The sequence below is a fragment of the Amycolatopsis methanolica 239 genome, from assembly GCF_000739085.1.
Lineage (GTDB): Bacteria > Actinomycetota > Actinomycetes > Mycobacteriales > Pseudonocardiaceae > Amycolatopsis_E > Amycolatopsis_E methanolica.
On sequence record NZ_CP009110.1, the window covers coordinates 6396810 to 6419772 of the forward strand.

The 22963-nt window shown below is 70.6% G+C and carries 25 protein-coding genes; 10 read left to right on the plus strand and 15 right to left on the minus strand.

Going from position 1 to position 22963, the window contains the following annotated elements:
* From AMETH_RS31065 to AMETH_RS31085, 5 genes are all read left to right on the plus strand, one after another.
* Positions 1 to 408 (plus strand): PaaI family thioesterase, encoded by a 408-nt coding sequence (locus AMETH_RS31065; RefSeq protein WP_017985126.1) that lies wholly within the window; start codon positions 1 to 3, stop codon positions 406 to 408.
* A gap of 39 nt (positions 409 to 447) precedes the next feature.
* Complete coding sequence (locus tag AMETH_RS31070; RefSeq protein ID WP_017985127.1) at positions 448 to 1629, plus strand: peptidase C39 family protein; 1182 nt, start codon at positions 448 to 450, stop codon at positions 1627 to 1629.
* Positions 1630 to 1846: 217 nt separating this feature from the next.
* The gene (locus AMETH_RS31075) at positions 1847 to 2500 is read left to right on the plus strand and encodes a TetR/AcrR family transcriptional regulator (protein ID WP_026153537.1); all 654 of its coding nucleotides are present in this window, start codon (positions 1847 to 1849) and stop codon (positions 2498 to 2500) included.
* A gap of 8 nt (positions 2501 to 2508) precedes the next feature.
* Complete coding sequence (locus AMETH_RS31080) at positions 2509 to 3411, plus strand: ABC transporter ATP-binding protein (RefSeq protein WP_017985129.1); 903 nt, start codon at positions 2509 to 2511, stop codon at positions 3409 to 3411.
* The gene (locus tag AMETH_RS31085; RefSeq protein WP_017985130.1) at positions 3408 to 4595 is read left to right on the plus strand and encodes an ABC transporter permease; all 1188 of its coding nucleotides are present in this window, start codon (positions 3408 to 3410) and stop codon (positions 4593 to 4595) included. Before AMETH_RS31080 ends, AMETH_RS31085 begins: the two co-directional genes overlap by 4 nt.
* Positions 4596 to 4674: 79 nt before the next feature.
* Here the strand turns inward: AMETH_RS31085 and AMETH_RS31090 are convergent, their stop codons facing one another.
* Positions 4675 to 6009, minus strand: a complete 1335-nt coding sequence (locus AMETH_RS31090; protein WP_223842980.1) for a cryptochrome/photolyase family protein — start codon at positions 6007 to 6009, stop codon at positions 4675 to 4677.
* A 78-nt stretch (positions 6010 to 6087) separates the two neighbouring features.
* Complete coding sequence (locus AMETH_RS31095) at positions 6088 to 6489, minus strand: hypothetical protein (protein WP_156131752.1); 402 nt, start codon at positions 6487 to 6489, stop codon at positions 6088 to 6090.
* Between the two features lie 13 nt (positions 6490 to 6502).
* Here AMETH_RS31095 and AMETH_RS31100 point away from each other — a divergent pair, with 13 nt between their 5' ends.
* The gene (locus AMETH_RS31100) at positions 6503 to 8527 is read left to right on the plus strand and encodes an ABC transporter substrate-binding protein (protein WP_026153539.1); all 2025 of its coding nucleotides are present in this window, start codon (positions 6503 to 6505) and stop codon (positions 8525 to 8527) included.
* Positions 8528 to 8827: 300 nt separating this feature from the next.
* On the opposite strand, the gene AMETH_RS31105 is transcribed toward AMETH_RS31100, so the two are convergent.
* The 3 genes from AMETH_RS31105 to AMETH_RS31115 all read right to left on the minus strand — a co-directional run bounded on the left by AMETH_RS31105 (position 8828) and on the right by AMETH_RS31115 (position 11854).
* Positions 8828 to 10138, minus strand: coding sequence for a citrate synthase (locus tag AMETH_RS31105; RefSeq protein ID WP_017985133.1), 1311 nt, complete (start codon positions 10136 to 10138; stop codon positions 8828 to 8830).
* Positions 10139 to 10331: 193 nt separating this feature from the next.
* Positions 10332 to 11252, minus strand: a complete 921-nt coding sequence (locus AMETH_RS31110) for a carbohydrate kinase family protein (protein WP_017985134.1) — start codon at positions 11250 to 11252, stop codon at positions 10332 to 10334.
* Positions 11249 to 11854: a TetR/AcrR family transcriptional regulator gene (locus tag AMETH_RS31115; protein ID WP_017985135.1), complete on the minus strand. Its 606-nt coding sequence runs from the start codon at positions 11852 to 11854 to the stop codon at positions 11249 to 11251. Before AMETH_RS31115 ends, AMETH_RS31110 begins: the two co-directional genes overlap by 4 nt.
* Positions 11855 to 11926: 72 nt before the next feature.
* On the opposite strand from AMETH_RS31115, the gene AMETH_RS31120 reads away from it, so the two are divergent.
* On the plus strand, positions 11927 to 13063 hold the full coding sequence (locus tag AMETH_RS31120) for an acyl-CoA dehydrogenase family protein (protein WP_017985136.1): 1137 nt from the start codon (positions 11927 to 11929) through the stop codon (positions 13061 to 13063).
* A gap of 149 nt (positions 13064 to 13212) precedes the next feature.
* Here AMETH_RS31120 and AMETH_RS31125 read toward each other — a convergent pair whose 3' ends face one another.
* From AMETH_RS31125 to AMETH_RS31130, 3 genes are read right to left on the minus strand one after another with little or no spacing between them, the layout of a single operon-like run.
* Positions 13213 to 14424 carry an amidohydrolase gene (locus AMETH_RS31125; RefSeq protein ID WP_026153541.1) on the minus strand — a complete coding sequence of 404 codons (1212 nt, stop codon included), beginning with the start codon at positions 14422 to 14424 and terminating at the stop codon, positions 13213 to 13215.
* 11 nt (positions 14425 to 14435) lie between these two features.
* Positions 14436 to 14579 (minus strand): hypothetical protein, encoded by a 144-nt coding sequence (locus AMETH_RS38325; RefSeq protein ID WP_017985138.1) that lies wholly within the window; start codon positions 14577 to 14579, stop codon positions 14436 to 14438.
* Entirely contained in the window at positions 14543 to 15451 is a 909-nt protein-coding gene (locus tag AMETH_RS31130) for an aldose 1-epimerase family protein (protein WP_026153542.1), read from the minus strand. The genes AMETH_RS38325 and AMETH_RS31130 overlap by 37 nt, the downstream gene beginning before the upstream one ends.
* Positions 15452 to 15518: 67 nt before the next feature.
* On the opposite strand from AMETH_RS31130, the gene AMETH_RS31135 reads away from it, so the two are divergent.
* Both AMETH_RS31135 and AMETH_RS31140 read left to right on the plus strand, forming a co-directional pair.
* Positions 15519 to 16094 carry a TetR/AcrR family transcriptional regulator gene (locus tag AMETH_RS31135; protein WP_026153543.1) on the plus strand — a complete coding sequence of 192 codons (576 nt, stop codon included), beginning with the start codon at positions 15519 to 15521 and terminating at the stop codon, positions 16092 to 16094.
* The gene (locus tag AMETH_RS31140; RefSeq protein ID WP_017985141.1) at positions 16091 to 16912 is read left to right on the plus strand and encodes an MBL fold metallo-hydrolase; all 822 of its coding nucleotides are present in this window, start codon (positions 16091 to 16093) and stop codon (positions 16910 to 16912) included. The genes AMETH_RS31135 and AMETH_RS31140 overlap by 4 nt, the downstream gene beginning before the upstream one ends.
* Before the next feature lie 4 nt (positions 16913 to 16916).
* Here the strand turns inward: AMETH_RS31140 and AMETH_RS31145 are convergent, their stop codons facing one another.
* Genes AMETH_RS31145 through AMETH_RS31155 form a run of 3 tightly spaced genes read right to left on the minus strand, consistent with a single transcriptional unit; the run spans position 16917 to position 17844 of the window.
* Positions 16917 to 17219, minus strand: coding sequence for an SDR family oxidoreductase (locus tag AMETH_RS31145; protein WP_223843302.1), 303 nt, complete (start codon positions 17217 to 17219; stop codon positions 16917 to 16919).
* Positions 17135 to 17512 (minus strand): SDR family NAD(P)-dependent oxidoreductase, encoded by a 378-nt coding sequence (locus AMETH_RS31150; protein ID WP_323806969.1) that lies wholly within the window; start codon positions 17510 to 17512, stop codon positions 17135 to 17137. Before AMETH_RS31150 ends, AMETH_RS31145 begins: the two co-directional genes overlap by 85 nt.
* Positions 17398 to 17844, minus strand: a complete 447-nt coding sequence (locus AMETH_RS31155; protein WP_017985144.1) for an SgcJ/EcaC family oxidoreductase — start codon at positions 17842 to 17844, stop codon at positions 17398 to 17400. The genes AMETH_RS31150 and AMETH_RS31155 overlap by 115 nt, the downstream gene beginning before the upstream one ends.
* A gap of 62 nt (positions 17845 to 17906) precedes the next feature.
* On the opposite strand from AMETH_RS31155, the gene AMETH_RS31160 reads away from it, so the two are divergent.
* Positions 17907 to 18323: a MarR family winged helix-turn-helix transcriptional regulator gene (locus AMETH_RS31160; protein WP_017985145.1), complete on the plus strand. Its 417-nt coding sequence runs from the start codon at positions 17907 to 17909 to the stop codon at positions 18321 to 18323.
* Positions 18324 to 18328: 5 nt separating this feature from the next.
* On the opposite strand, the gene AMETH_RS31165 is transcribed toward AMETH_RS31160, so the two are convergent.
* The 4 genes from AMETH_RS31165 to pdxH all read right to left on the minus strand — a co-directional run bounded on the left by AMETH_RS31165 (position 18329) and on the right by pdxH (position 22944).
* Positions 18329 to 19684 carry an APC family permease gene (locus AMETH_RS31165; protein WP_017985146.1) on the minus strand — a complete coding sequence of 452 codons (1356 nt, stop codon included), beginning with the start codon at positions 19682 to 19684 and terminating at the stop codon, positions 18329 to 18331.
* 307 nt (positions 19685 to 19991) lie between these two features.
* Complete coding sequence (locus tag AMETH_RS31170; RefSeq protein WP_017985147.1) at positions 19992 to 20711, minus strand: VOC family protein; 720 nt, start codon at positions 20709 to 20711, stop codon at positions 19992 to 19994.
* 38 nt (positions 20712 to 20749) lie between these two features.
* On the minus strand, positions 20750 to 22036 hold the full coding sequence (locus tag AMETH_RS31175) for an MFS transporter (RefSeq protein WP_017985148.1): 1287 nt from the start codon (positions 22034 to 22036) through the stop codon (positions 20750 to 20752).
* Between the two features lie 236 nt (positions 22037 to 22272).
* Positions 22273 to 22944, minus strand: coding sequence for a pyridoxamine 5'-phosphate oxidase (pdxH, locus tag AMETH_RS31180; RefSeq protein WP_017985149.1), 672 nt, complete (start codon positions 22942 to 22944; stop codon positions 22273 to 22275).
* Positions 22945 to 22963: the final 19 nt, after the last annotated feature.

Here is a 22963-nt window from a genome sequence, read left to right on the forward strand (position 1 = left end):
ATGACTCAGCTCGACGAGGCCGGAACGGCGTTGTTCCACCAGTCGATGCCGTTCTCGGAGCGGCTCGGCATCGAGGTGCTGGAGCACTCGAAGGACGTCGTGCGGGCGCGGCTCGCCTGGGACGCCTCCCTCTGCACGATCGGCGGTGTGCTGCACGGCGGCGCGCTGATGGCCCTGGCCGACTCGACCGGCGCGGTGTGCGCGTTCCTCAACCTGCCCGAAGGCGCAACTGGCACTTCGACCATCGAGTCGAAGACGAACTTCCTGCGCGGGGTGCGCGAGGGGCACGTGACCGCGACCGCCCGCCCGCTGCACGCGGGCCGCAAGGTGATCGTGGTGGAGACCGAGCTGCACGACGACGCCGGCAAGCTCGTCGCGAAGGTGACGCAGTCGCAATCAGTCCTTTGACTGGTTTACACCACCCGTAGCGGCCGGGAGAATTCCCGGATGACCCGCGCCCTGCTCGCCGTACTGGCCGCCGCCATGATGGCGACGGTGACCGTGCAACCCTCGTCCGCCTCGCCCGGCCGGGCCGACGAAGCCGTCGACTACCACGAGTGGGCGCCGGCGGGCCCGTTCGCGCCGGCCGGCACCGAGTCGTACGAGGGCTGGGACTACGAGCGGGCACAGTGGACCTCGCCGTTCCACGCGCCCGGGTTCGACGCGACCGAGCTGATCGCGTCGTGGAACGCGCGTACCCCGCCGGGCACGTGGATCCAGGTCGAGGCGCAGGCGCGCACCGCGACGGGCGCGGAGACCGCGTGGTACGTGATGGGCCGGTGGGCCGCGGGCGACGGTGACATCAAGCGGACGAGCGTGGACGGCCAGGACGACGCGCACGCGCAGGTCTCGGTCGACACGCTCGTGATGAAGCCCGGCGTGCTGCTGCGCTCGTACCGGCTGCGGGTCTCGCTTTACCGCGCGCCGGGCACGCGCGAGACGGCCACGGTGAGCGCGGTCGGCGCGATGACGTCGAACGTGCCGGACCGGTTCGAGGTGCCGGTTTCCCGGCCGGGCAAGGCATCCGGCATCGAGCTTCCCGTTCCCGCTTACGCGCAGAACATCCACAAGGGACACTTCCCGGAGTACGGCGGCGGCGGGGAGAGCTGGTGCAGCCCGACGTCCACCGAGATGGTGGTCGAATACTGGGGCAGGCGGCCGCGCGCGGAGGACATGACCTGGATCCCGGCAGGCTACGCGGACCGGACGGTCGACTACGCGGCCCGCCACACCTACGACCACTCCTACGAGGGCACCGGCAACTGGCCGTTCAACACCGCATACGCGGCGACCTTCGGCCTGCGCGGGCACGTCACGCGCTTGCACTCGCTGACCGAGCTGGAGGACTACATCGCCCGGGGCATCCCGGTGATCACGTCGCAGTCCTTCCGCGCCGACGAACTGGACGGCGCGGGTTACGGCACGGCGGGGCACATCATGGTCGTCGTCGGGTTCACCGCGAACGGCGACGTCATCGCCAACGACCCGGCCGCGAACAGCAACGCGAACGTGCGCACGATCTACCCGCGGGCCCAGTTCGAGAACATCTGGCAGCGCACCAAGCGGCACACCGAGGACGGTTCCGTCGCGAGCGGCCCCGGCGGCGTCGTCTACCTGATCACCCCGTGACGACGCCGACGAGGACATCGAGGTCAGGGCGCTTACTGGTAACTGGTGAACCCGTTCGGGTCACGGCGGTGACCTCGTTCGCGATCGTCTAATATCGCCCGCCTACAAAAGGCACCGCGCCTCACACCGGATTTCCCGATACCCTCGGTACCGGTGGGGGCAACGAACCACGAGGCATGGTGGTCAACAATGGCGGCAACGGGCTGCAGTGCGACAGATGGACGATGAGAGTCGCGCTGTGATCGGCGAGGCCCGGCCCTCCAGCGCGCTCGCGAACGCCCGCGGACGTCCCACGGCGGCACGCGTGTCCGACGACGTCCTGCTCGACGCCGCGCGCCGGTGCGTCCTCGCCTCCGGGCTTCGGCGCACCACACTGGCCGAGATCGCGCGCACGGCGAAGGTCAGCCGGATGACGCTCTACCGGCGGTTCCCGGACGTGCGCAGCGTGTTGTCCGCGCTGATGACCCGCGAGTTCGGCGCGCTGCTGCACCAGGCGACGGTGAGCGGGGCCGACGCCCCGACCGCCCGCGCGCGCCTGGTGCGCAGTTCGGTGACCGCGGTGCGGCTGCTCAACGCCGATCCGCTCATGCGCACGGTCCTCGACGTCGACACCGCGCTGGTGGTGCCCTACGTCCTGGAGCGGCTGGGCGGCACCCAGCGGCTCGGCGAGAAGTTCATCGTCGCGCTGCTGGAGGCGGGGCACCGGGACGGCTCGATCCGGCGGGCGGCCACGGCCGTGCAGGCGCGATCGGTCCTGCTCGTGGTGCAGTCGTTCGTGTTGTCGCTGCGGCCGGCCACCTCGGACGTCGCGGCCGAGGCGCTGCTCGGCGAACTGGCGCACCACCTCAACGCGGCCCTGCGGCCGCGGTGACCCCAGGGATGCCCGCGCCGGCGCTGACGATCGACCGGCTGTCCAAACGCTACGGATCCGTGGTGGCCCTCGACGAGATCTCCTTCGAGGTCGCGCCGGGCGAGCTGTTCGGGTTCGTCGGCAGCAACGGCGCAGGCAAGACCACGGCGATGCGCATCGTGCTGGGCGTGCTCGCGGCGGACAGCGGCGCGGTGCGGTTCGGCGGGGAGCCGGTCACGCACGCCACCCGCACCCGCATCGGGTACATGCCGGAGGAACGCGGCCTGTACCCGAAGATGCGGGTGCTCGACCAGCTCGTGTACCTCGCCGAGCTGCACGGGCTCGACAACACGCGGGCGCACCAGGCGGCGGAGGGCTGGATCGAGCGGCTCGGCCTGTGTGAGCGGCGCCGGGACGAGGTGCAGAAGCTCAGCCTCGGCAACCAGCAGCGGGTGCAGCTGGCCGCCGCGCTCGTGCACGACCCGGCGGTGCTGGTGCTGGACGAGCCGTTCTCCGGGCTGGACCCGATCGCGGTCGACGTGATGAGCGAGGTGCTGCGCGAGAAGGCGGCGGCCGGGGTGCCGGTGGTGTTCTCCAGCCACCAGCTGGATCTGGTCGAGCGGCTGTGCGACCGCGTCGGGATCATCCAAAAGGGACGGATGGTGGCGTGCGGGGCGGTGGCGCAGCTGACTTCCGCGGCGCTGCTCGTCGTGTCCGCACCGGATGCGCGGTGCGGCTGGGCCGGGGAGCTGCTCGGGGTGCGGGTGGTGGCCGACGAGCCGGGCCGGACCGTGCTGGAGCTGGGTCCCGGGGTGGACGACCAGTGCGTGCTGTCGGCCGCGCTGGCGACCGGCGCGGTGCGAGAATTCCGGTGGCGACGGCCGAGCCTGGCCGAGCTGTTCCGGAACGTGGTCACGGGGAGCGGGGAATGACGGTCTTACCCGTCAAGGGTGTCGTCCTGGTCGCGCGGCGGGAGCTGAACACCCGCCTGCGCACGCGGTCCTTCGTGGTCGGGACCGTGGTGATCCTGCTGGTGCTCGGCGGGTACCTGCTGCTGCAGGCGACGCTGATCAAGGACGCGGACACGTCGAAGGTCGGGCTGACCGGGCAGGCCACGGCCATCGCGGAGCAGCTGCGGGAGGCGGCCGACGCGGCCGGCGCGCACGTCGAGACGGTGCCGATGGCGAACGCGGAGCAGGGCGAGCAGCAGGTGCGCGACGGTGACCTGGACGCGCTGGTCTCCGGCAGCGCGGCCGATCTGCGCGTGGTGGTGAAGGCGGAGCTGGACCAGCAGCTGCGGGCGGTGCTGAACGGGATCGCGCAGCAGCAGGTGCTCAACGCGAAGCTGCTGGAAGCCGACCTCGACCCGGCGCAGGTGATGCGCGAGGTGGGGCAGGCGCAGGTCCGGCTGACCGAGCTGGAGCCCCGCGACGCCGACAGCGGCCAGCGGCTGGCGATCGGGCTGGTGATCGTGTTCCTCATGTTCTTCGGCATCCAGGCCTACGGCGGCATGGTGGCGCAGGGCGTGGTCGAGGAGAAGGCCAGCCGGGTCGTGGAGATCCTGCTGTCGACGTTGCGGCCGTGGCAGCTGATGCTGGGCAAGGTGATCGGACTCGGGCTGGTCGGCCTGGTGCAGCTGCTGATCCTGGCGGTGGCCGGGCTCGCGATGGCGGTCGGCAGCGGCGCCGTGACATTGGGCGGGGTCGCGATCGGCACGGTCGCCTGGGGGCTGCTGTGGTACCTGCTGGGGTTCTTCCTGTACGCGACGGTCTACGCCGCGGCCGGGTCGCTGGTGTCGCGGCAGGAGGACACCGCGTCCGTGGTGACGCCGGTGAGCCTGACGCTGATGGTCGGGTTCGTGGCCGGGTTCAACATCCTGATCCAGGACCCCGATTCGGCCGGGGCCCAGGTGCTGTCGCTGATCCCGGTGTTCTCGCCGATCCTGATGCCGGGCCGGATCGCCGCCGGGGTGGCCGCGTCGTGGGAGGTGTCCGTGGCGCTTGTCTTGACTGTCGTGTTCGGTGCCGTGCTGACCTGGGTGAGCGGCCGGGTGTACCGCAACGCGGTACTGCACACCGGCAGCCGCATGCGGTTACGCACGGCGCTGCGTCCCTAGGCGCCAGGCTCGAGGTCGAGGAGGCCAGCGAGGTCGCGCAGGCAGTCCTCGAAGCTCAAAACCTCCGCTGCGGGAACAGTTAGGTGATGGCGTTGAAGCGCTCCAGCGCGACCTTGCGTTCCTGAGCGTGGTCGACCATCGGGGCCGGGTAGTTCTTCGGTGGGCGCGGTAGCTTCCACGGCTGGTGCACGGCCTTGCCGGGGATCTCGCGCAGCTCCGGGACGTACTTCCGCACGTAGGCGCCGTCCGGGTCGAACTTCTCGCCCTGCGTGGTGGGGTTGAAGATGCGGAAAAAGGGCGCCGGGTCGGTGCCGGTGCCCGCCACCCACTGCCAGTTCAGCTGGTTGGACGCCAGGTCGCCGTCCACGAGGTGGTTCATGAAGTGCCGGGCGCCGAGCCACCACGGCAGGTGCAGATCCTTGACCAGGAAGCTCGCGACGATCATCCGGACGCGGTTGTGCATCCAGCCCTCGGCGAGCAGCTGCCGCATCCCGGCGTCGACGATCGGGTACCCGGTGCGGCCGGCGCGCCAGCGCTCGAAGCACTCCCGGCCGGTGTCGTACTCCAGTTTGTCGAAGCGCTCGTCGTAGTTCTTGCGCGCGGTCTCCGGGCGGTGGTGGAGAACGTCGGCGTAGAACTCGCGCCAGGCCAGTTCGCTGCGCAGGGATTCGGCGTCCTCGCCGTGCCGGGTACCGAGGTCGGCCAGCAGGGTGCGCGGGTGGATGCAGCCCCAGCGCAGGTACGGCGAGAGGCGCGTGGTGGCCGGCCGGTCGGGGCGGTCGCGGTTCACCGCGTAGCCGTCCAGGCCGCCGTCGAGGAACTTCTCCCACACCTCGTGCGCGGCGGCTTCGCCCGGATGCGGCAGAATCATCGAGCCGAGGCCGGGTTTTTCGGGGAGACGGAAGGGCTTCTCCGGTTCGAGCCAGTCCACTGTGGAGTCTTCAGCCGGACCGCGCCAGCCGTGCCGGCACCAGGCGCGGTAGAAGGCGCTGAAGACCCGGTAGGGCTCACCGTCGGGTTTGGTGATGCGCCCCGGCGTCACGGCGTAGGGCGAACCGCACTCCACCCACTCGATCTCGCCCAGCGCGTCGGCCACCGCCCGGTCCCGGCGGCTCCCGTACGGCGCCGTGTCGGTGCTGACGTGCACGCTTTCCGCACCGATCGACCGCGCCACCCGCGACACCTCGCGCACCGGATCGCCGCGCACCACCATCAACCGCCCGTCCAGGCTCTCCGCCAGCGCCTCCAGGCAGCCGTACAGGAACGCCTGCCGTGGCTTGCCCGCCGGCGTCAACAACGCATCGTCGAGCACGTACAGCGCGAGAACCCGGGAGGCGCGCTCGGCCGCACTCACCAGTGCGGGCAGATCGGCGAGCCGCAAATCGCGCCGAAACCACAACAAGGCGGTACTCACGGTCGCCGACTCTAGGCGATCGGGGGTAATCCGGCTCGGTGACTACTCGATCGGGAACGCCGGTGACCCTGGGTACGGCTAGATCATGTGCGGCAGACACCGGAGGACCCCGTGTTCGAGGGCGCCCATGCCCTGGTCGACCTCGTCCGGACGCTGTACCGGCACCCCGGCCTGAGCAGGCGGGATCCCGAGCTGCGCGTCCGCGGCGACGTGCCGCTCCCCTTGGTCTGCCTGCTGCGCAAGCCGGGCTCGGCGAAGTTCCTGCCGCGGCTGGGCGCCCAGCTGGACATCGAACTCCGGCAGGTCCCGCACGCCTACCTCGACGCGAACGCGGTGCGCAACGCCGCGGTCATGCCGCTGCTGGAGGAGCTGCACGACCGCCTCGGCGCGGACGCGTTCGCTGCGCGACTGGACCGGCCAGCGCGGGCCCGGTGGCGCGGACGCGACGGTCGAGCACGTGCCGGTCGGCGGGTGAAGCAAGGCCGCGCTGAGCGTGCTGTGGTGGCTCCTGCGGTACTTCGGGTTCCGGTGGAGCCGTCACCGCGTGCCCGGGCTGGGCCGGGAGAGCCGCTGGTTCATGCGCCAGCCGTTCATGGTCCCGCGTCACTCGGCGGACTTCCTCGGGTTCGCCGAGCGCCTGACCCGGGACCGGCTCGGATCGGAGAACCCGGAGCAGCTCAAGAAACTGCTCGTGCACGCGTTCCTGCAGGACCTTCGCGAGGCGTACCGCCGCCGGAAGCTGCGGGGCCTGCCGCGGCGGCGGGGACGGCGGCGCACGGCGTACGTGACCGTGCTGCTCGACAACGTCACCGAGGCCAACGGCGGCTGGGAACTGCTCCGGCTGATCAACGAGGTGCGCAACGAAACGGGTGCCCTGGACCCGCTGCTGATCATCACCGCGAGCGACGAGCGCCCGCCGCCGGTCGCGGAGCCGGCCGCCGGGGCCGAGCCGGCCGCCCGCGCCACCCGGGCCTGGTCGAGCTGGAAGCACCGGTTGCCGGGACGGTGGCAGATGCTGGCCGGCGACGCGCGGTACCTGTTCATCGACCTGCCCAAGCCGTCGGCGGCGATCACGCCGGAGGACGCCGGCGTGTGGGAGGACCGACAGGCCGGGCCGGTCGCGCCGCCGTGGATCGCGCGCCGCGGAGTGCTCGAACTCGCTGTGGCCGCGTTGTTGGTGGTGAGCCTCGCGCCGACCGCGGTGAAGGTGGACGAGTACCGGGGCGCGCACTGCTCGTTCTTCCGGGCCGGGTTGTCCTCGGGCGTGGCCACGAAGGTCGTGGACGGACAGTGCGTCGGCTACAGCGACAACGCGCGCCAGATCTTCGGGGAGAACGAACGCCTGCGGCAGGCGCAGTTGCTGGTGTTCGCGGAGAACGCGAAGGCCGAGGAGCTGCACCGCGCCAACCCGGGACGCGCGTACGTGAGCGTGGTGTACCGGGCGGGGCTGACGAACAACGAGCACTCGCCCGCGACCGCGCACGCCGTCGCCGAGGAGCTGGAAGGCGTGGTGATCCGGCAGCGCGAGCAGAACGACCCGTCGGCGAGCGTGAAGCCGCTGCTGCGGGTGGTCGTGGCCAATTGCGGGACCGGGATGTCGGCCGCGGACGTGGTGACCCGGGACATGCTGGTGCCCTTGATCGAGGGCGATCCGGGGATCCTCGGGGTGCTCGGGTTCGACCGGAGCGTCGCGCAGACCGAGCAGGCGATCGCGGAGCTGGGTGCGCACGGGATTCCCGCGCTGGGCACGACGTTGACGGCGGTGGGACTGGCGGATCGGTCGCCGCTGTACTTCCAGCTGGTGCCGGACAACACCCAGCAGGCCGAGTTGCTCGCCGGGTACACGCGGTACGTGGGGGCGCCGAAGGTGACGATCTACCACCCGCCGCTGGATCCGGGGAACAGTTATGTGAGCACGCTGGTCGAGGTGGTGCGGCAGCGGCTGGCCGGGATCGAGGTGGCGAGCCAGGGCTGGACCACGAGTGTCGGATCGTTGCCGTCGCCGTGCCGGGATCCGGCCCGCCGGAGCCGCGAAATCGTGTTCTATGCGGGGCGGGAGACCGAGTTCGGTGATTTCCTGCGCACGGTGCGGAGCAATTGCGCCGAGCCGCGGAAACTGCCGCGAATCGTCGCGGACGACGCGGTGTCGCGGTTCGTGGCGCACGCGCCGGACCGGAATCGCAGCGAGCTGAACGGGATTCCCGTCTCCTACGTCGGGATGGGCAGCCCGGTGGTGCTCGGCGGGCAGGCGTGCGTGGACGGACGGCCCGGGGCGCTGCCCGGGGGCGGGCCCGCGCTGGACGCGTTCTGCGCCGGCTACGCCGATCTGTTGCGGGACTTGCGGAGGCTGCCCCCGGAGGAGGCGCCGACGACGCCGTGGGCTGGGGAGCGGGTGGGCGGCCTCTACGACGCGGCTGCTTTCTTCCTGGACGCGGCCCGGCGGTTGCCGGTCCTCGGGGTGCTTCCGGTGCGGTGGCCCCGAACCGGGCGGCGGTGGCGCAGCAGTTCCGCGAGATGACCTTCCAGGGCGCGACGGGCGAGATCAGCTTCGAGAGGTCACGGATCGCGAACGACCGGAGCCTGGCGATCCTGACGATCGCGAACATCTCCCGGCTCGATGGCTCGCTTTCGCTGGACAGCTTGCCCACCAGGTACGCGCAGGTGGGGCCCGGACGGGGTTGCTCGGGTGACATGCCCCCGAGGTGGCCAACGGTGCCCGCATCAACGGACCAACCGCGCAAACGCCCCACCGACCAAAACAGAACGGCGCGCCCCGCCAAGGGGACGCGCCGTCAGCAACGCCGAACCGCAAGCGGACTCAGCGCTCGGAGATCGCGGTGTACTCGCGCTCCTTCTCGCCGATGTAGATCTGCCGCGGGCGGCCGATCTTCGTCTGCGGGTCGTTGATCATCTCGCGCCAGTGCGCGATCCAGCCGGGCAGCCGGCCGAGCGCGAACAGCACCGTGAAGAACTGCGTCGGGAACCCGAGCGCGCGGTAGATCAACCCGGTGTAGAAGTCGACGTTCGGGTAGAGCTTGCGCTCGATGAAGTAGTCGTCCGAGAGCGCGGTCTCCTCGAGGCGCTTCGCGATGTCCAGGAGCTCGTCGTTCGGCGCGAGCTTGCCCAGGATCTGGTCCGCGGTGCGCTTGATGATCTTGGCGCGCGGGTCGTAGTTCTTGTACACCCGGTGGCCGAAGCCCATCAGGCGCACACCCTTTTCCTTGTTCTTCACGCGGTTGACGAAGTTCGCCACGTCACCGCCCTCAGCCTTGATGCCGTTCAGCATCTCCAGCACAGCGCTGTTGGCGCCACCGTGCAGCGGCCCGAACAGCGCCATGATCCCGGCCGAAATGCTCGCGAACAGGTTGGCCTCGGACGAGCCGACCAGCCGCACCGTCGACGTGGAGCAGTTCTGCTCGTGGTCGGCGTGCAGGATGAACAGCAGGTCCAGAGCCTTGGCGACCTCGGGGTCGACCTCGTACGGCTCGGCGGGCAGGCCGAACGTCATCCGCAGGAAGTTCTCCACCAGGCCCAGCGAGTTGTCCGGGTACAGGAACGGCTGGCCGATGGACTTCTTGTAGGCGTACGCCGCCAGCGTCGGCACCTTGGCCAGCAGCCGGACGGTGGACAGCTCCACGTTCGGTTCGTCGAACGGGTTGAGCGAGTCCTGGTAGAAGGTGGACAGCGCGGACACCGCGGAGGACAGCACCGGCATCGGGTGCGCGTCACGCGGGAAGCCGTCGAAGAAGCGCTTGAGGTCCTCGTGCAGCAGGGTGTGCCGGTTGATCTTCTGGGTGAAGTCGTCCAGCTGCGCCTGAGTCGGCAGGTTGCCGTAGATCAGCAGGTAGGAGACCTCGAGGAAGCTGGAGCGCTCGGCCAGCTGCTCGATGGGGTAGCCGCGATAGCGGAGGATCCCGGCGTCACCGTCGATGTAGGTGATGGCCGAGGAACACGACCCGGTGTTGACGAACCCCGGGTCGTACGTGATGTACCCGGTCGACGCCAGCAGCTTCCCCAGCTCGACGCCGGGAGCACCCTCGACGGCATTGACAACCTTCAGCTCGTGCTCGCCAGTCGGTAGGCGCAGCGATACGGTGCCGCCACCGGTCGCCGCAGTCGCGTCGGACATGCAGGTCGTCCCTCTCACGGTCACACGGGCCGGCAGCTCCTGCAGGTCACACAGGCAGCTTCGTGAACGCGCGTGACCGGAAATCGTCCGCGCACACCGCCCCGCTGGGGTATTAATTCCCCCATTACGCTAGTCGAACAACGGGCCTTCGCGCAGCCATTGTGTTACCTAGAGCAAACCGTTGGGATCAGGTTCACACCATCTCGGCCGCGGTGGGCGGCTCGGCGCCACTTCGGGAGACAGTGATGGACGCAGCCTTGGCCGCGAAAGTCAAGGCCTCGCGCCAGCCGGACTCGCCCAGATCCGTGAGCGTGCCCACATTCCGATCGTGCAGCCACGACAGCAGTGCGCCCTGCACCGTGTCGCCGGCGCCGATCGTGTCCACCAGCTGCGCGGGCGCGGACGGTACCGAAACGGTCACGGATCCGGTGTGGACGGCCAGACCGTCGCCGCCGCGGGTCAGGACGACGGCGTCGACCCCGGCGTCCAGCCACGACTTGATCGCCGCGTCCAGCCCGGCGGCGCCGGCGAGCCACTCGCCGTCGTCGTCGGACAGCTTCAGCAGGCGCACGTCCGGCAGCCACGAGGTGAACCGGCGGCGGTAGGCGTCGGCGTCGGCGATGAGGTCGGCCCGGATGTTCGGGTCCAGCGCGGTCAGCACGCCGCGGGCGGCTTCACGGCGCAGCACCGTCTCGTAGCTGGTGGCGCCGGGCTCCAGGACCATGCCGAGCGTGCCCAGGCACAGCACGGTGACGTCCTCAGGCAACGGGCCGGGGTCGGCGACGAGCCGGTCGGCCGTGCCCTCGGTGTAGAAGGTGTAGCTCGCCGACCCGTTCGGCGCGAGCGCCACGACGGCGAGGGTCGTGTTCTCCGGACCCTCCTGCACCATCGATATGTCGACGTTCGAGGCCGTCAGACGGTCCCGCAGGGCCTGCCCGAAGCGGTCGGTCGAGATCCGGGACAGGAACGCGGTCGGCGTGCCGAGCCGCCCGGCCGCGAGGGCCACGTTGTACGGGCCGCCGCCGAGGCGCGGCACCAGGGACGTCAGGCCGTCGTTCGTCTTCTCGGCACCCGGCACCAGGTCGACCAGCGCCTCGCCACCCACCACGATCACGGGCGAGATGCTAGCCCGCCCAGCAACAACTCAGACAGCGCCGTGAAGGCCTCCGCGTCCGACACCCCGGTCCGCGAGCCGACCACGCCGGTCTGGATGGCCTCGACGAGCACCGCGGCCATCTCCGCGATGAGCGTCGCGTGCACGTCGCGGAACACCCCGTCCGCCACGCCCTTGGCGATGAACGACCGGATCTTCGCCGCCGCGGCCCTGCTGTTCAGCTCGTAGGCCGCGCGGGCCGGGGCGAAGTCGTTGATGTCCCGCATGAACGCCGGAGACGCCCGGTTCAGGTACTCGGCGATGCCGCTCAGGTAGACGCCGATGATCTCGCGCGCGTCCTCGATGCCGGCGATCCGCTCGTCGAGCAGGTCGGCGGCGCCCTTGAAGTAGTGCGCCACCACGCGGACGGCGAGCTGCTCCTTGCTGGGCGCCAGCGCGTACAGCGTCGACTTCGAGCAGTGCGTCTTCGCGGCCAGGTCGTCGAGCGTGAAGTGGACGAAGCCCTCGACCAGGAACAACTCCTCCAGCTCGGCGAGCAGCGCCCGCTGCCGGGCGGTCAGCGCCTTGCCACCCGGGGGTCGTAGCGCCTCGCGACTGGTCATCGGACCACCGTATGTGCTGTACTGGAGACGATTACAGAGTACTGTCTTGAGTACACCCCTTCGGAGGCTGCCATGCCGGTCGACCGCCTGCTCCCCGGCCGCGAGTACGAGGACCTGCTCGCGCTGGCGACGGAACTGGCCCGCGACGAACTCAAGCCGCTCGCCGCCGAGTACGAGGAGGCCGAGCGCTTCCCGCGCGAGCAGTTCCGGCTGCTCGGCAAGTCGGGTCTGCTCGGGTTGCCGTACTCCGAGCGCTGGGGCGGCGGCGAGGTGCCGTACGAGGTGTACCTGCAGGTGCTGGAGGAGATCGCGGCCGCGTGGATGTCGGTCGGCGTCGGGCTCTCGGTGCACACCATGTCCTGTTACGCGCTGGCCCACCACGGCACCGACGAGCAGCGCGACCGGTGGCTGCCGGACATGCTCGAGGGGCAGCTGCTGGGCGCGTACGCGCTGTCGGAGTCGCACGCCGGGTCCGACGCGGCGGCGCTGTCGACGCGGGCACGGCTGGACGGTGACCAGTACGTCGTCAACGGCACGAAGGCGTGGATCACGCACGGCGGCGAGGCCGACTTCTACACGACGATGGTGCGCACCGGCGAGTCCGAGATCTCGTGCCTGCTGGTGGACGGCCACACGCCGGGCCTGTCCGCGGCGCCGCCGGAGCGGAAGATGGGGCTCACCGGATCGACCACGGCGCAGATGATCTTCGCCGACGCGCGGGTGGACGCCGACCGGTTGATCGGCCCGGCAGGCGCCGGGATGCGGATCGCGCTGTCCTCATTGGACTCCGGGCGGCTCGGGATCGCCGCCTGCGCGGTGGGTTTGGCGCAGGCGGCGCTCGACGAGGCCGTCGCGTACGCGAAGGGGCGCACGCAGTTCGGCAAGCCGATCATCGACTTCCAGGGCCTGGAGTTCCTACTCGCCGACATGGCCGCCGCGGTCGACTCGGCCCGCGCGACGTACCTGGACGCCGCGCGGCGGCGCGACCGCGGGATGCCGTTCGGCCGCCAGGCGTCGGTCGCGAAGCTGATCGCGACCGACGCGGCGATGAAGGTGACCACCGACGCCGTCCAGGTCCTCGGCGGCGCCGGGTACACGCGCGACTTCCCGGTGGAGCGCTACATGCGCGAGGCGAAGGTGCCGCAGATCTTCGAGGGCACCAACCAGATCCAGCGCATGGTGATCGCGCGCCACCTGAAGCGCACGTGACCGACTCGCGGTAGGTGCGGGCTGGCGTCCCGCAACAGCCAATTCACCGCCCCGAACAGCCAACTCACCGCCCGGAGGAGCAAACACGCCGCAGCCAGCGTGTTTGCCGGCCCGGGCGGCGAGTTTGCCGGGGCGGGCCGGAGGGCGGGCTACTCGGCGTAGCGGCGCGGCGTCACCACGCCCTCGCCGCTGGTGTCGTCGAAGCGGTAGACCTCCTGGCCGCGCACGAAGACCCGCATGGCCCGGTTCATCACGTCCAGCGGGTCGCCCGACCACAGCACGATGTCGGCGTCCAGGCCCGGCTTCAGCGAGCCGATCCGGTCGTCCAGCGACAGCATCGCGGCCGGGTTGACCGTCAGCGCCCGCAGCGCGGTCTCCGGGTCCAGCCCGTCCTTCACGGCGAGCGCGGCCTGGTAGACGAGGAAGTTGATCGGCACCACCGGGTGGTCCGTGGTGATCGCGATCTTCACCCCGGCCCGCGCCAGGATGCCGGCCGACCGCAGCGTCCGGTTCCGCAGCTCGACCTTCGACCGCGTGGTGAACAGCGGCCCGAGGATCACCGGGACGTCCTTCTCCGCCAGCACGTCGGCGATCAGGTGCCCCTCGGTGCCGTGGTTGACCACCAGCTTGTAGCCGAACTCCTCGGCGAGCCGGATCGCGGTCACGATGTCGTCGGCGCGGTGCGTGTGCTGGTCCCAGTACAGTTCGCCGTCGAGGACCTTCGCCAGCGTTTCCAGCGTCAGGTCCACGTCGAACGGCTTGCCCTCGGCCCGCGCGTGGTCGCGCTGGGCGGCGTAGTTGCGGGCCTTCGTGAACGCCTCACGGATGATCGCCGCGACACCGAGCCTGGTCGACGGCGTCTGCTTCTTGTCGCCGTACACGCGCTTCGGGTTCTCGCCCAGCGCGCTCTTCACGCTGACCGCCTCGTCGAAGACCATGTCGAGTGCGGTGCGGCCCCACGTCTTCACCGCGACGGTCCGCCCGCCGATCGGGTTGCCGGAACCGGGCTTGATCACCACGCTGGTGACCCCGCCGGAGAGGGCGTCGTCGAAGCCGATCTCGAACGGGTCGATGCCGTCGATCGCGCGGAAGCGGGCGCCGTTCGGGTCGGTCATCTCGTTCGTGTCGTTGCCGGCCCAGCCCTCGCCCTCCTCGTGCACGCCGAGGTGGGTGTGGGCGTCGACGAACCCGGGCAGCACCCAGGTGCCCGAGGCGTCCACCAGCTCCGCGTCCTCCGGGACGTCGACCTCCGCGGCCGTGCCGACCGCGGTGATCCTGCCGTTTTCGACCAGAACCGTGCCGCCGTCGATCGGGTCACCCTCGACCGGCACCACGTATCCGCCAACAATCGCCTTCACCATGGTGAGCCACGCTAACGGAACCGCTTCACCAGCTGCACGAGGTGGTAGCGCGCCCCGGTGAGGAACGCGGCGCGCCGCAGGGTCAGCAGCACGCCCGCGTCCGCCGAGCCGGACCGGGTCAGCCGTGGACGCGGATTCCCCAGCTGCCGGTCCACGAGCCGCCCGGCTCCAGCTCGATCAGGTCGGTGCCCGAGTTCAGCGCGTCGGCCGGGCACGTCATCGGCTCGATCGCGACGGCGCGGCCACGGCCGACCAGGTCGGTGGGCGTGAACACCTGCACCCAGCCGAAGTCCGGCCCGGCCCACACGTCGACGCTGCGTTCGCTGTGGGACAGGACGTGGTGGAACCGGCCGTCCTCGGCCGCGACTAGACCGCCGAACGCCGTGTCCAGGTCGACCTCGGCGAGAACGCGGCCCTCGCGGAAGTCGTACTCGGTGCCCGCGGTGTCCTGCTCGTCGCCGTAGGGCAGCTGCTGGTCACCCACGTAGGGGCGCACCCGGGTGGCCGGCAGGGTCAGCGTCAGCTCGTCGGTCGGCACGTCGCCGATGCGGAAGTACGGGTGCGCGCCCACACCGACCCCAATGGCGGACTCGCCCTCGTTGCGGATCTCGTGGGTGACGGTCAGCTCGCGCGGCGCCAGGTCGTAGGTGATCCGCGCCTGCAGCGGCACCGGCCAGCCCGGCTGCTTCCCGACCTCGATCTCGAACGTGATCGACGATTCGGCGTGCTCGACGAGCGTCCACTCGCGGTGCCGGGTCAGGCCGTGGATGGCGTTGCCGCGGGCCTCCTCGGTGACCTCCAGCTGCTGCTCCTCGCCCTGGTAGGTCCACCGCGCGGCCTTGGTCCGGTTGGGCCACGGCAGCAGGATCTGCCCGGCGCCCTTCGGCGGGTGCTCGTCCTCGGCGAAGGTCTCCAGGTAGGGCACGCCGCTGATCTCGAACGCCCGCAGGCCCGCACCGATCTCGGTGACGACGGCGCGCGCGTTGCCGCGGGTGATCTCGAACTGCTGTCCCGTGGGGTTGGCCATGCCGACGAACATAGCGCCCGGAGAACTAACTAGACCGGTCGTCATAGTTTGCGCTAGGGTGATCGTCATGACCCGGAGAACCGACACCCGCAACCGCATGGTCGCCTCGGCCGCGGAGCTGTTCCACACGCAGGGCTACCACGCCACCGGGCTGAACCAGCTGGTCAGCGCCGGTGGAGCGCCGAAGGGGTCACTGTACTTCCACTTCCCCGGCGGCAAGGAGCAGTTGGCCGCCGAGGCGGTGGCGTTCTCCAGCGGGAACATGGCGGCCCTGCTGCGCTCGACGCTCGACGCGGCGTCCGACGGCCCCACCGCCATCGGACGGGTGATCGACGCGCTGGGCCGCAACCTCGCCGACTCCGGTTACCGGTCCGGCTGTCCGATCGCGACGGTCGCGCTCGACGCAGGCGACAGCGAACCGATCCGGCAGGCGTGCACCGACGGGTACGCGTCCTGGCACGCCGTCATCACCGAGTACCTCACCGGACAGGGCATCGCAGCCGGGAAGGCGGCGACGCTGGCGACCATCGCACTCAGCGCCATCGAGGGCGCCCTGCTCCTGGCCAAGACCCAGCACGACCTCGCGCCGCTGCACGCCGTCGGCGAGCACCTGCGAGCCACCTTCGAACGGGAGCTGTCATGAAGGTCCACCACCTCAACTGCGGCACCATGCGCCCGCTCGGCGGGCGTCTGGTCGACGGCCGCGGCGGGTTCCTGCACCGCGCCGAGCTGGTCTGCCACTGCCTGCTCGTCGACACCGGCGCCGAACTGGTCCTGATCGAGACCGGCATGGGGTCACCGGCCGTCGACCGCGCCGACGAGTGGCTGGGCGCGAAGTTCGTGCGCATGGTCGGCGTGCGGACGTCGGTGGCGGAGACCGCCGCCGAGCAGGTCCGGCGGCTCGGCTACGACGTCGAGGACGTCCGGCACGTCGTCCTGACGCACCTCGACCTCGACCACGCCGGCGGGCTGGTCGACTTCCCGCACGCCACCGTGCACGTCTACGCGGAGGAACTGCGGACGCTGCAATCACCGCGAGACGCGAAGGAACGCTGGCGGTACAAGCAGGTCCACTTCGCGCACGGTCCACAGTGGAGCAGCTACCCGGACACCGGCGAGGAGTGGTTCGGCTTCGGCGCGGTGCGCGAGCTGAAGGGGCTGCCACCGGAGATCCTGCTGGTCCCGCTCGGCGGGCACACACGCGGGCACGCCGGGGTGGCGGTGGACACCGGTGACGGCTGGCTGCTGCACGCCGGTGACGCGTTCTTCCACCACGGCCAGATCGATCCGGTCCGCCCGCACGCCACACCGGGTCTGGCCTGGTTCGAGGCCAGGGTGGAGACCGTGTCCGGCGCGCGACGGGAGAACCACCGGCGGTTGCGGGAACTGGTGCGCGACCACGGCGACGAGGTCACGGTGCTGTCGGCGCACGATCCCTGGTTCCTGAAGCACGTCGGCTGACGGTTCAGCGAGCGAGCACGGACAGCACTGCGCTCCGGGGCAGCAGCCGCGCCACACTCGTCAGCACGGAGTTGCCGCGGCCGGACACCACAACGGGGCCTTTGCGGGCCGCCAGCGCGGTCAGCGCCTCCCGGGCGACCTCCTCCGGCGTCTGCACCAGCCAGGCCGGAACGTCACCCGCCTGCTGGGCGCCGGGCGCCGTCACCCCGGGACACAGCGCCATCACATGGATCCCGCGCGCCTTCTGCTGGCGGGCTGCCTCGCCCAGCTGGACCTCAACTGCCGGGCGGTGGTGGCTCTGGCGCACGCGTTCCTCGGCGTCGCGGAGCCAGGTGCGGCGCTGGTGAACGTCTCCTCGACGCTGGGGCACGGTTCGGTGAGCCGGTCTTCGCGGCGGTCCACCGCGGTCACGGTGTACCCCGCCCAGGCCAGTGCCGTCGCGAACGTCCGGCCGATGCCGGCGCTGGCTCCGGTGACCAGCGCCCTCACTGCCGGGCCTTCGGGCGGGTCTGCGGGGCGAAGGCGAACGAGATGCCTTCCATCAGCGCCTTGCGCTGGGTGTTGTGGAACGCGGCGACGAGCCAGCGCCCCTCCTCGCACACGAGCGTGTAGGTCTGGACCTTCGTCAGCTTCACAGGCCGCTTGCCCTTCACCGTGTCGCCGCGGCTGGTCAGGACCGCCGCCTCCGCACCGAGGAACCGCACGTCGACCATCTCGTGCGCGAGCCGGGTGCCCTTGAGGAACTTGGCGAACAAGGCGCGATGACTGTCGGCGATGTCCTGCCGCCCCTGGTGGCGGGTGCCGACGAAGGTGATGTAGGTGGCGTCCTCGGTGAAGTGCGCGGCGTAGGCGTCGGCGTCACCTCGAGCCCACGCCTCGGCCAGCGAGTCCAGAACCGCGGCGACGGCTGCCGTCCGATCGGTGTCGATCAATCCTCCCGTTCGCTACACTTGTCTTCGTCAATGCAGTATCTGCACGCGTGCAGATACTAGGCATGGACGCCGTCGGACTGCACGGCCTGGCCGGCGCGGAGGCGGCCGGCCTGCACGCGACCGAGTGGTACGCGCTCAGCCTGCTCGACCTCGAGGGGTCACTGACCTCCGGCAAGTTGTCCACGCGCACGGGCCTGACGACCGGCGCCACGACCCGGCTGATCGACCGCCTGGAACGCGCCGGTTACGTGCGCCGCACCGCGGACCCGGCCGACCGCCGCAAGGTGGTCGTCGAACCCGTGCCGGACGCGCTGGCCGGCGTCGACGCGATCGTCGGCCCGGCCCGGCGCCACATCGCCGAGGTGATCGCGCAGTACACCCCCGAGCAACAGGAGGTCCTCTTCGACTACTTCGCCCGCGCCGCGCCGGCCTACCGCGCGGCGTCCGAGGAGATCCGGCGGGCGCGCACGGAGCGGTGACGCGGTCATCGTGGCGCCGGGGTGCGGTCCCCGGTCTCCGAGGACCGCATCAGGAACCAGTTGACCAACCACAACAGGATGCCGACACTGAGCAGGATCGCCGCGATCGCGTAGTCCCGCGCCGGACGGCCGGACAGCGGGCTCACCAGGTACAGGCAGAACACCGCGGCCAGCGCCGGGATGATCGTGGGCGCGCGGAAGTGCGGGTGATCCACCCTCTCCCGGCGCAGCACCAGCACCGCGACGTTGACGATGGCGAACACCACCAGCAGCAACAGCGCCGTCGTCCCGCCGAGCACGCTGATGTCCACCGTGGACACCAGCACGATCGCGATGAGACTGGTGAACACGATCGACACCCACGGCGTGCGGCGCAGCGGGTGCACCGTGCCGAGCACCTTCGGGATGATCCGCTCGTTCGACATGCCGTAGAGCAGGCGGCTGGCCATCAGCATGTTGATCAGGGCGGAGTTGATGACCGCGAACAGGCCGATGGCGGAGAACACCTCGCGCGGGAAGCCGGGCGCGCCGACGTCGAGCACCTTCAGCAGGGCGTCGCTCTTCGCGGCGGCCAGCTCGTCGGCCGGCACCAGCAGGGACGAGGTCAGCGACACGAGCACGTAGATGGTGGCTGCGACGACCATTCCCCACAGCATCGCCTTCGGGAAGATGCGCACCGGGTCGCGGCACTCCTCGGCCATGTTGACCGAGTCCTCGAACCCGACCATCGCGAAGAACGCCAGCGAGGTCGCCGAGGTGATGGCGACGAGCGCGGTCTGGTCGGCGGTGTCGATCTCGACCAGGCGGCCGGCGTCACCGGAGCCGTTGAGCACCGCCCACACCCCGGCACCGATGATGATCAGCAGGCCGGACATCTCGATGCAGGTGAGCACCACGTTGGTCTTCACCGACTCGCTCACGCCGCGGAAGTTGATGGCGGCAAGGCCGACGATGAACAGCGGCGCGATCAGCCAGCCCGGGAGGTCGACGAACTCCTTCAGGTAGGTATCGGCGAACGCGATCGCGGCCGAGGACGCGGACGTGATGCCCGAGCACATCACCGCGAACGCGACCATGAACGTCAGGAACGGGATGCGGAAGGCGCGGTTGGTGTAGAGCGCGGCGCCTGCCGCTTTCGGGTACTTCCCGACGAGTTCCAGGTAGCTGAACGCGGTCATGAACGCGACCACGAACGCCAGGAGGAAGGGCAGCCACAGCGCGCCGCCGACGCGGCCGGCCACCTGCCCGGTCAGTGCGTAGACGCCGGTGCCGATGATGTCCCCGACCACGAAGAACAGCAGGAGCTTCGGACCGATGACCCGTTTGAGGGCCGGTTCCTGGGTAGCGCTCACCTCAGCCATGCCCGAGAAGTGTGCCGCAATCCGTTTTGCCGGGCCACGCTTTCGGGGCAATGCCCGCCGTTTGGATCAACGCTGGGGGTAACACCCGTGAGTCGACTGCTTTTCCAAGGAGACCGAGATGACATGCCTGTCGGAGATCTGTTGAACCACGGGCCGGACGGTGGCACCCCGAACGCCTCCGGCCCCGCGCCGGCTGCCCGACGAAGAGCAGCCCCTGCCGAATGGCCGAGCGCGTCCGCGCCGCGCCTGCCGCGGCGCCGGCGGTGTCCCGAGATCCGCCGGCCCCGGGGGTGACCACCCCGGACGGTCAGGCCCGTGCGATGATGCCGAACTCCACTCCGGACGGATCGGTGATCGTCGCGATGCGGCCGTACACGAAGTCCTCCGGTTCGGTGGACTTCCCGCCCGCCGCGAGCGCCCGCGCGACCGTTTCGTCGGTGTCGGCCACCTCGAACGTCGTAGCCCACCTGGAGTCCGCGAGCCCAGGGGCGCCCATGATCCCGCCGACTTCGTGCCCGTCGGGGCGGCGGAGGAACGTGAAATCCAGCTCGGGCAGGTCGGCGTTGCGGTCCAGCGTGAAGCCGAACACCCGCGGGTAGAAGGCGCGGGCGTGCTCAGGCCGGGCCGTGGTCAGGTCGTTGCGGACGAGCGAGCCGGGCTCGTTGACCACCTGGCAGCCGGGCAGCTCACGCCCCTGCCACAACCCGAACCGCGCGCCGACCGGGTCCACCGCCAGCGCGACCCGGGCGCGGCCGCCGAACTCGGCGGGCCCCTCGACGACCTGCCCGCCCGCCGCGCGCACCCGCTTGGCGGTGGCGTCGCAGTCGGCGGTCGCGAGGTACGTCGTCCAGGCCGGGGCGCCTTCGGCGAACCCGGCGGCCACGCGGTCGCCCAGCAGGAACAGGTCGTCGCGCGTGGTCCACCCGAACAGGGCGCCGTAGAACGCGGTGGCGCGCGGGAGGTCGGGAGCGGTGAGGGTCATCCAGGTCGGGGTGCCCTCGGGCTGGTTGGTGTCGACGTAGCTCATACCGCGAACGGTAGGAGCCGAGCAGGTCAGTTCCCGTCCTACTTCGTGACCGCCGCGGCCCGGTAGCGCCAGAACGCCGGCAGCAGCGCGACGGCGATCGCGATGAACACGATGACCAGCACGCCGCCACCGGTCGCGGCGGCGGCCGTGCCGACCGCGGCCGCGGCCCAGCCGTGCGTGAGGTCGGCGATCCGGGGCCCGCCGGCGACGACGACCGTGAACGCGCCCTGCATGCGGCCGCGCATCTCGTCGGTCGCGGCCATCACCAGGATCGCCTGCCGGTAGATCGCGCTGACCATGTCCGCGGCGCCGGCCAGGCACAGGAACACCACGGCGAGCCACAGCGAGTTCGACAACCCGAAGCCGACCACGGCCAGGCCCCACGCGCAGATCGCGATCGTGACGGCGACGCCCTGCCGACGGACGCGGCCGAGCCATCCGGAGAACAACCCGATGACCACGGAGCCGATCGGGATCGCCGCGTACAGCCAGCCCAGGGCGAGGCCACCGCCGGGCGGGTCGCCGAACGTCCGCTCGGCCATCTCCGGGAACAACGCGCGCGGCATGCCGGCGACCATGGCGATGATGTCCACGACGAACGACGCGAGCAGGACCTTCTGGGTGCCCATGTAGCGGAAGCCGTCGAGGACGTCCTTCAGGCCGGCGGCCCGGACGGTGCCGGACAGCGGCGGCAGCGGGGGCAGCCGCCAGACCGCGTACAGCGCGATGACCAGGGCGATCGTGTCGATGAGGTAGAGCGTGGGCAGGCCGATCACCGGCATCAGGGCGCCGGCGGCCATCGGCCCGAACACCATGCCGAACGTGTTGACGGTGCCCGACAGCGCGGCCGCCGCGGGCAGCAGTTCCGGTTCGATCAGCCGGGCCACGATCGCGCTGCGGGTCGGCATGTTGATCGCGAAGAACGCCTGGTTGAACGCCAGGAGCACGAAGACAAGCCACACCGAGCCGACGTCGAAGAACGCCTGCGCCCAGAGCAGGGCGGACACGACGGCGATGCCCGCGTTGCCGAAGATGAGCAGCTTCCGGCGATCGACGGTGTCGGCGATGGCGCCGCCCCACAGCCCGAAGACGAGCAGCGGCACCAGCGCGACGATGCCGGTCAGGCCGACGTACCCGGACGAGCCGGTGAGGTCGAAGACCTGCTTCGGCACGGCGACGGTGGTGAGCTGACTGCCGATCGCGGTGATCGCGGTGCCGGTGAACAGGCGCCGGAAGGCGGGCGTGCGCAGCGGCCGCACGTCGACGACGACCGATTTCAGCAGTTTGCGCTTCTTACCCCGTTGCGACCCCGCCTCGACACTCACAACCGACCAGTTTAGCCGCGCTAACTAACTGCCGCCGGTGATTTAGCTCGCCGGCCGCAGGGCGTGAACGGCCAACTCGCCGCCACGAAGGGCCAACTCGCCGCCACGAACAGCAAACACGGCGCCACGAGCGGCAAACACGCCGACGCCCGGCGTGTTTGCCGCTGCGGGTGGCGAGTTTGCCGCTCCGGGTGGCGTGTTTGCCGCTGCGGGCGGGGTGTTGGCCCTTCGTCGGGTCAGGGGGCGACGCGCTCGATGTGCCAGCCGTCCGGAGTTCGCACGTAGCGGAGCCGGTCGTGCAGCCGGTTCTGCTGTCCCTGCCAGAACTCGACGATCTCGGGCCGGATGCGCCAGCCACCCCAGTGCGGCGGCAGCGGCACCTCGTCGACGTCGCCGAAGCGGCGCTCGATCGAGGACAGCGCGACGTCCAGGTCCCGGCGGCTGGTGACGACCTTCGACTGCGGCGACGCCCACGCCCCGAGCTGCGAGCCGCGCGGACGCTGCTTCCAGTACTCGGCGGTCTCCTTGACGTTGACCTTCTCCACCTCGCCGCGCACGGTCACCTGCCGCTGCAGCGCGTACCAGGGGAAGGTCGCCGACGCGTACCGGGTCACGGTCAGGTCGTGGCTCTTCTTCGAGGTGTAGTTCGTGTAGAACACGACACCGCGCTCGTCGAGGCCCTTGCAGAGCACGGTGCGGGAGGAAGGTCGCCCTTCGGCGTCGGCGGTCGCCAGCACCATGGCGTTGGCTTCGGCGACCCCGGCGGCGATGGCCTCGTTCAGCCAGTCCTGCAGCTGCTCGGTCCAGCTGCCGGCCAGATCGGCCTCGTCCAGCGCCTCGCCGTCGTAGGCCACCCGCATGCCGGGAAGGCGTACCGCAACGTCGTCGATGTTCTCGACCTCTGGCATGTGCCAACCTCCGACCCGC

What these genes read in the sequence shown, in the direction of transcription:
- AMETH_RS31065 (WP_017985126.1), top strand. Translation starts at nt 1, where the DNA reads ATGACTCAGCTCGACGAGGCCGGAACGGCGTTGTTCCACCAGTCGATG.
- AMETH_RS31070 (WP_017985127.1), top strand. Translation starts at nt 448, where the DNA reads ATGACCCGCGCCCTGCTCGCCGTACTGGCCGCCGCCATGATGGCGACG.
- AMETH_RS31075 (WP_026153537.1), top strand. Translation starts at nt 1,847, where the DNA reads ATGGACGATGAGAGTCGCGCTGTGATCGGCGAGGCCCGGCCCTCCAGC.
- AMETH_RS31080 (WP_017985129.1), top strand. Translation starts at nt 2,509, where the DNA reads ATGCCCGCGCCGGCGCTGACGATCGACCGGCTGTCCAAACGCTACGGA.
- AMETH_RS31085 (WP_017985130.1), top strand. Translation starts at nt 3,408, where the DNA reads ATGACGGTCTTACCCGTCAAGGGTGTCGTCCTGGTCGCGCGGCGGGAG.
- AMETH_RS31105 (WP_017985133.1), bottom strand. Translation starts at nt 10,138, where the DNA reads ATGTCCGACGCGACTGCGGCGACCGGTGGCGGCACCGTATCGCTGCGC.
- AMETH_RS31115 (WP_017985135.1), bottom strand. Translation starts at nt 11,854, where the DNA reads ATGACCAGTCGCGAGGCGCTACGACCCCCGGGTGGCAAGGCGCTGACC.
- AMETH_RS31120 (WP_017985136.1), top strand. Translation starts at nt 11,927, where the DNA reads ATGCCGGTCGACCGCCTGCTCCCCGGCCGCGAGTACGAGGACCTGCTC.
- AMETH_RS31125 (WP_026153541.1), bottom strand. Translation starts at nt 14,424, where the DNA reads ATGGTGAAGGCGATTGTTGGCGGATACGTGGTGCCGGTCGAGGGTGAC.
- AMETH_RS31130 (WP_026153542.1), bottom strand. Translation starts at nt 15,451, where the DNA reads ATGGCCAACCCCACGGGACAGCAGTTCGAGATCACCCGCGGCAACGCG.
- AMETH_RS31135 (WP_026153543.1), top strand. Translation starts at nt 15,519, where the DNA reads ATGACCCGGAGAACCGACACCCGCAACCGCATGGTCGCCTCGGCCGCG.
- AMETH_RS31140 (WP_017985141.1), top strand. Translation starts at nt 16,091, where the DNA reads ATGAAGGTCCACCACCTCAACTGCGGCACCATGCGCCCGCTCGGCGGG.
- AMETH_RS31160 (WP_017985145.1), top strand. Translation starts at nt 17,907, where the DNA reads ATGGACGCCGTCGGACTGCACGGCCTGGCCGGCGCGGAGGCGGCCGGC.
- AMETH_RS31165 (WP_017985146.1), bottom strand. Translation starts at nt 19,684, where the DNA reads ATGGCTGAGGTGAGCGCTACCCAGGAACCGGCCCTCAAACGGGTCATC.
- AMETH_RS31170 (WP_017985147.1), bottom strand. Translation starts at nt 20,711, where the DNA reads ATGAGCTACGTCGACACCAACCAGCCCGAGGGCACCCCGACCTGGATG.
- pdxH (WP_017985149.1), bottom strand. Translation starts at nt 22,944, where the DNA reads ATGCCAGAGGTCGAGAACATCGACGACGTTGCGGTACGCCTTCCCGGC.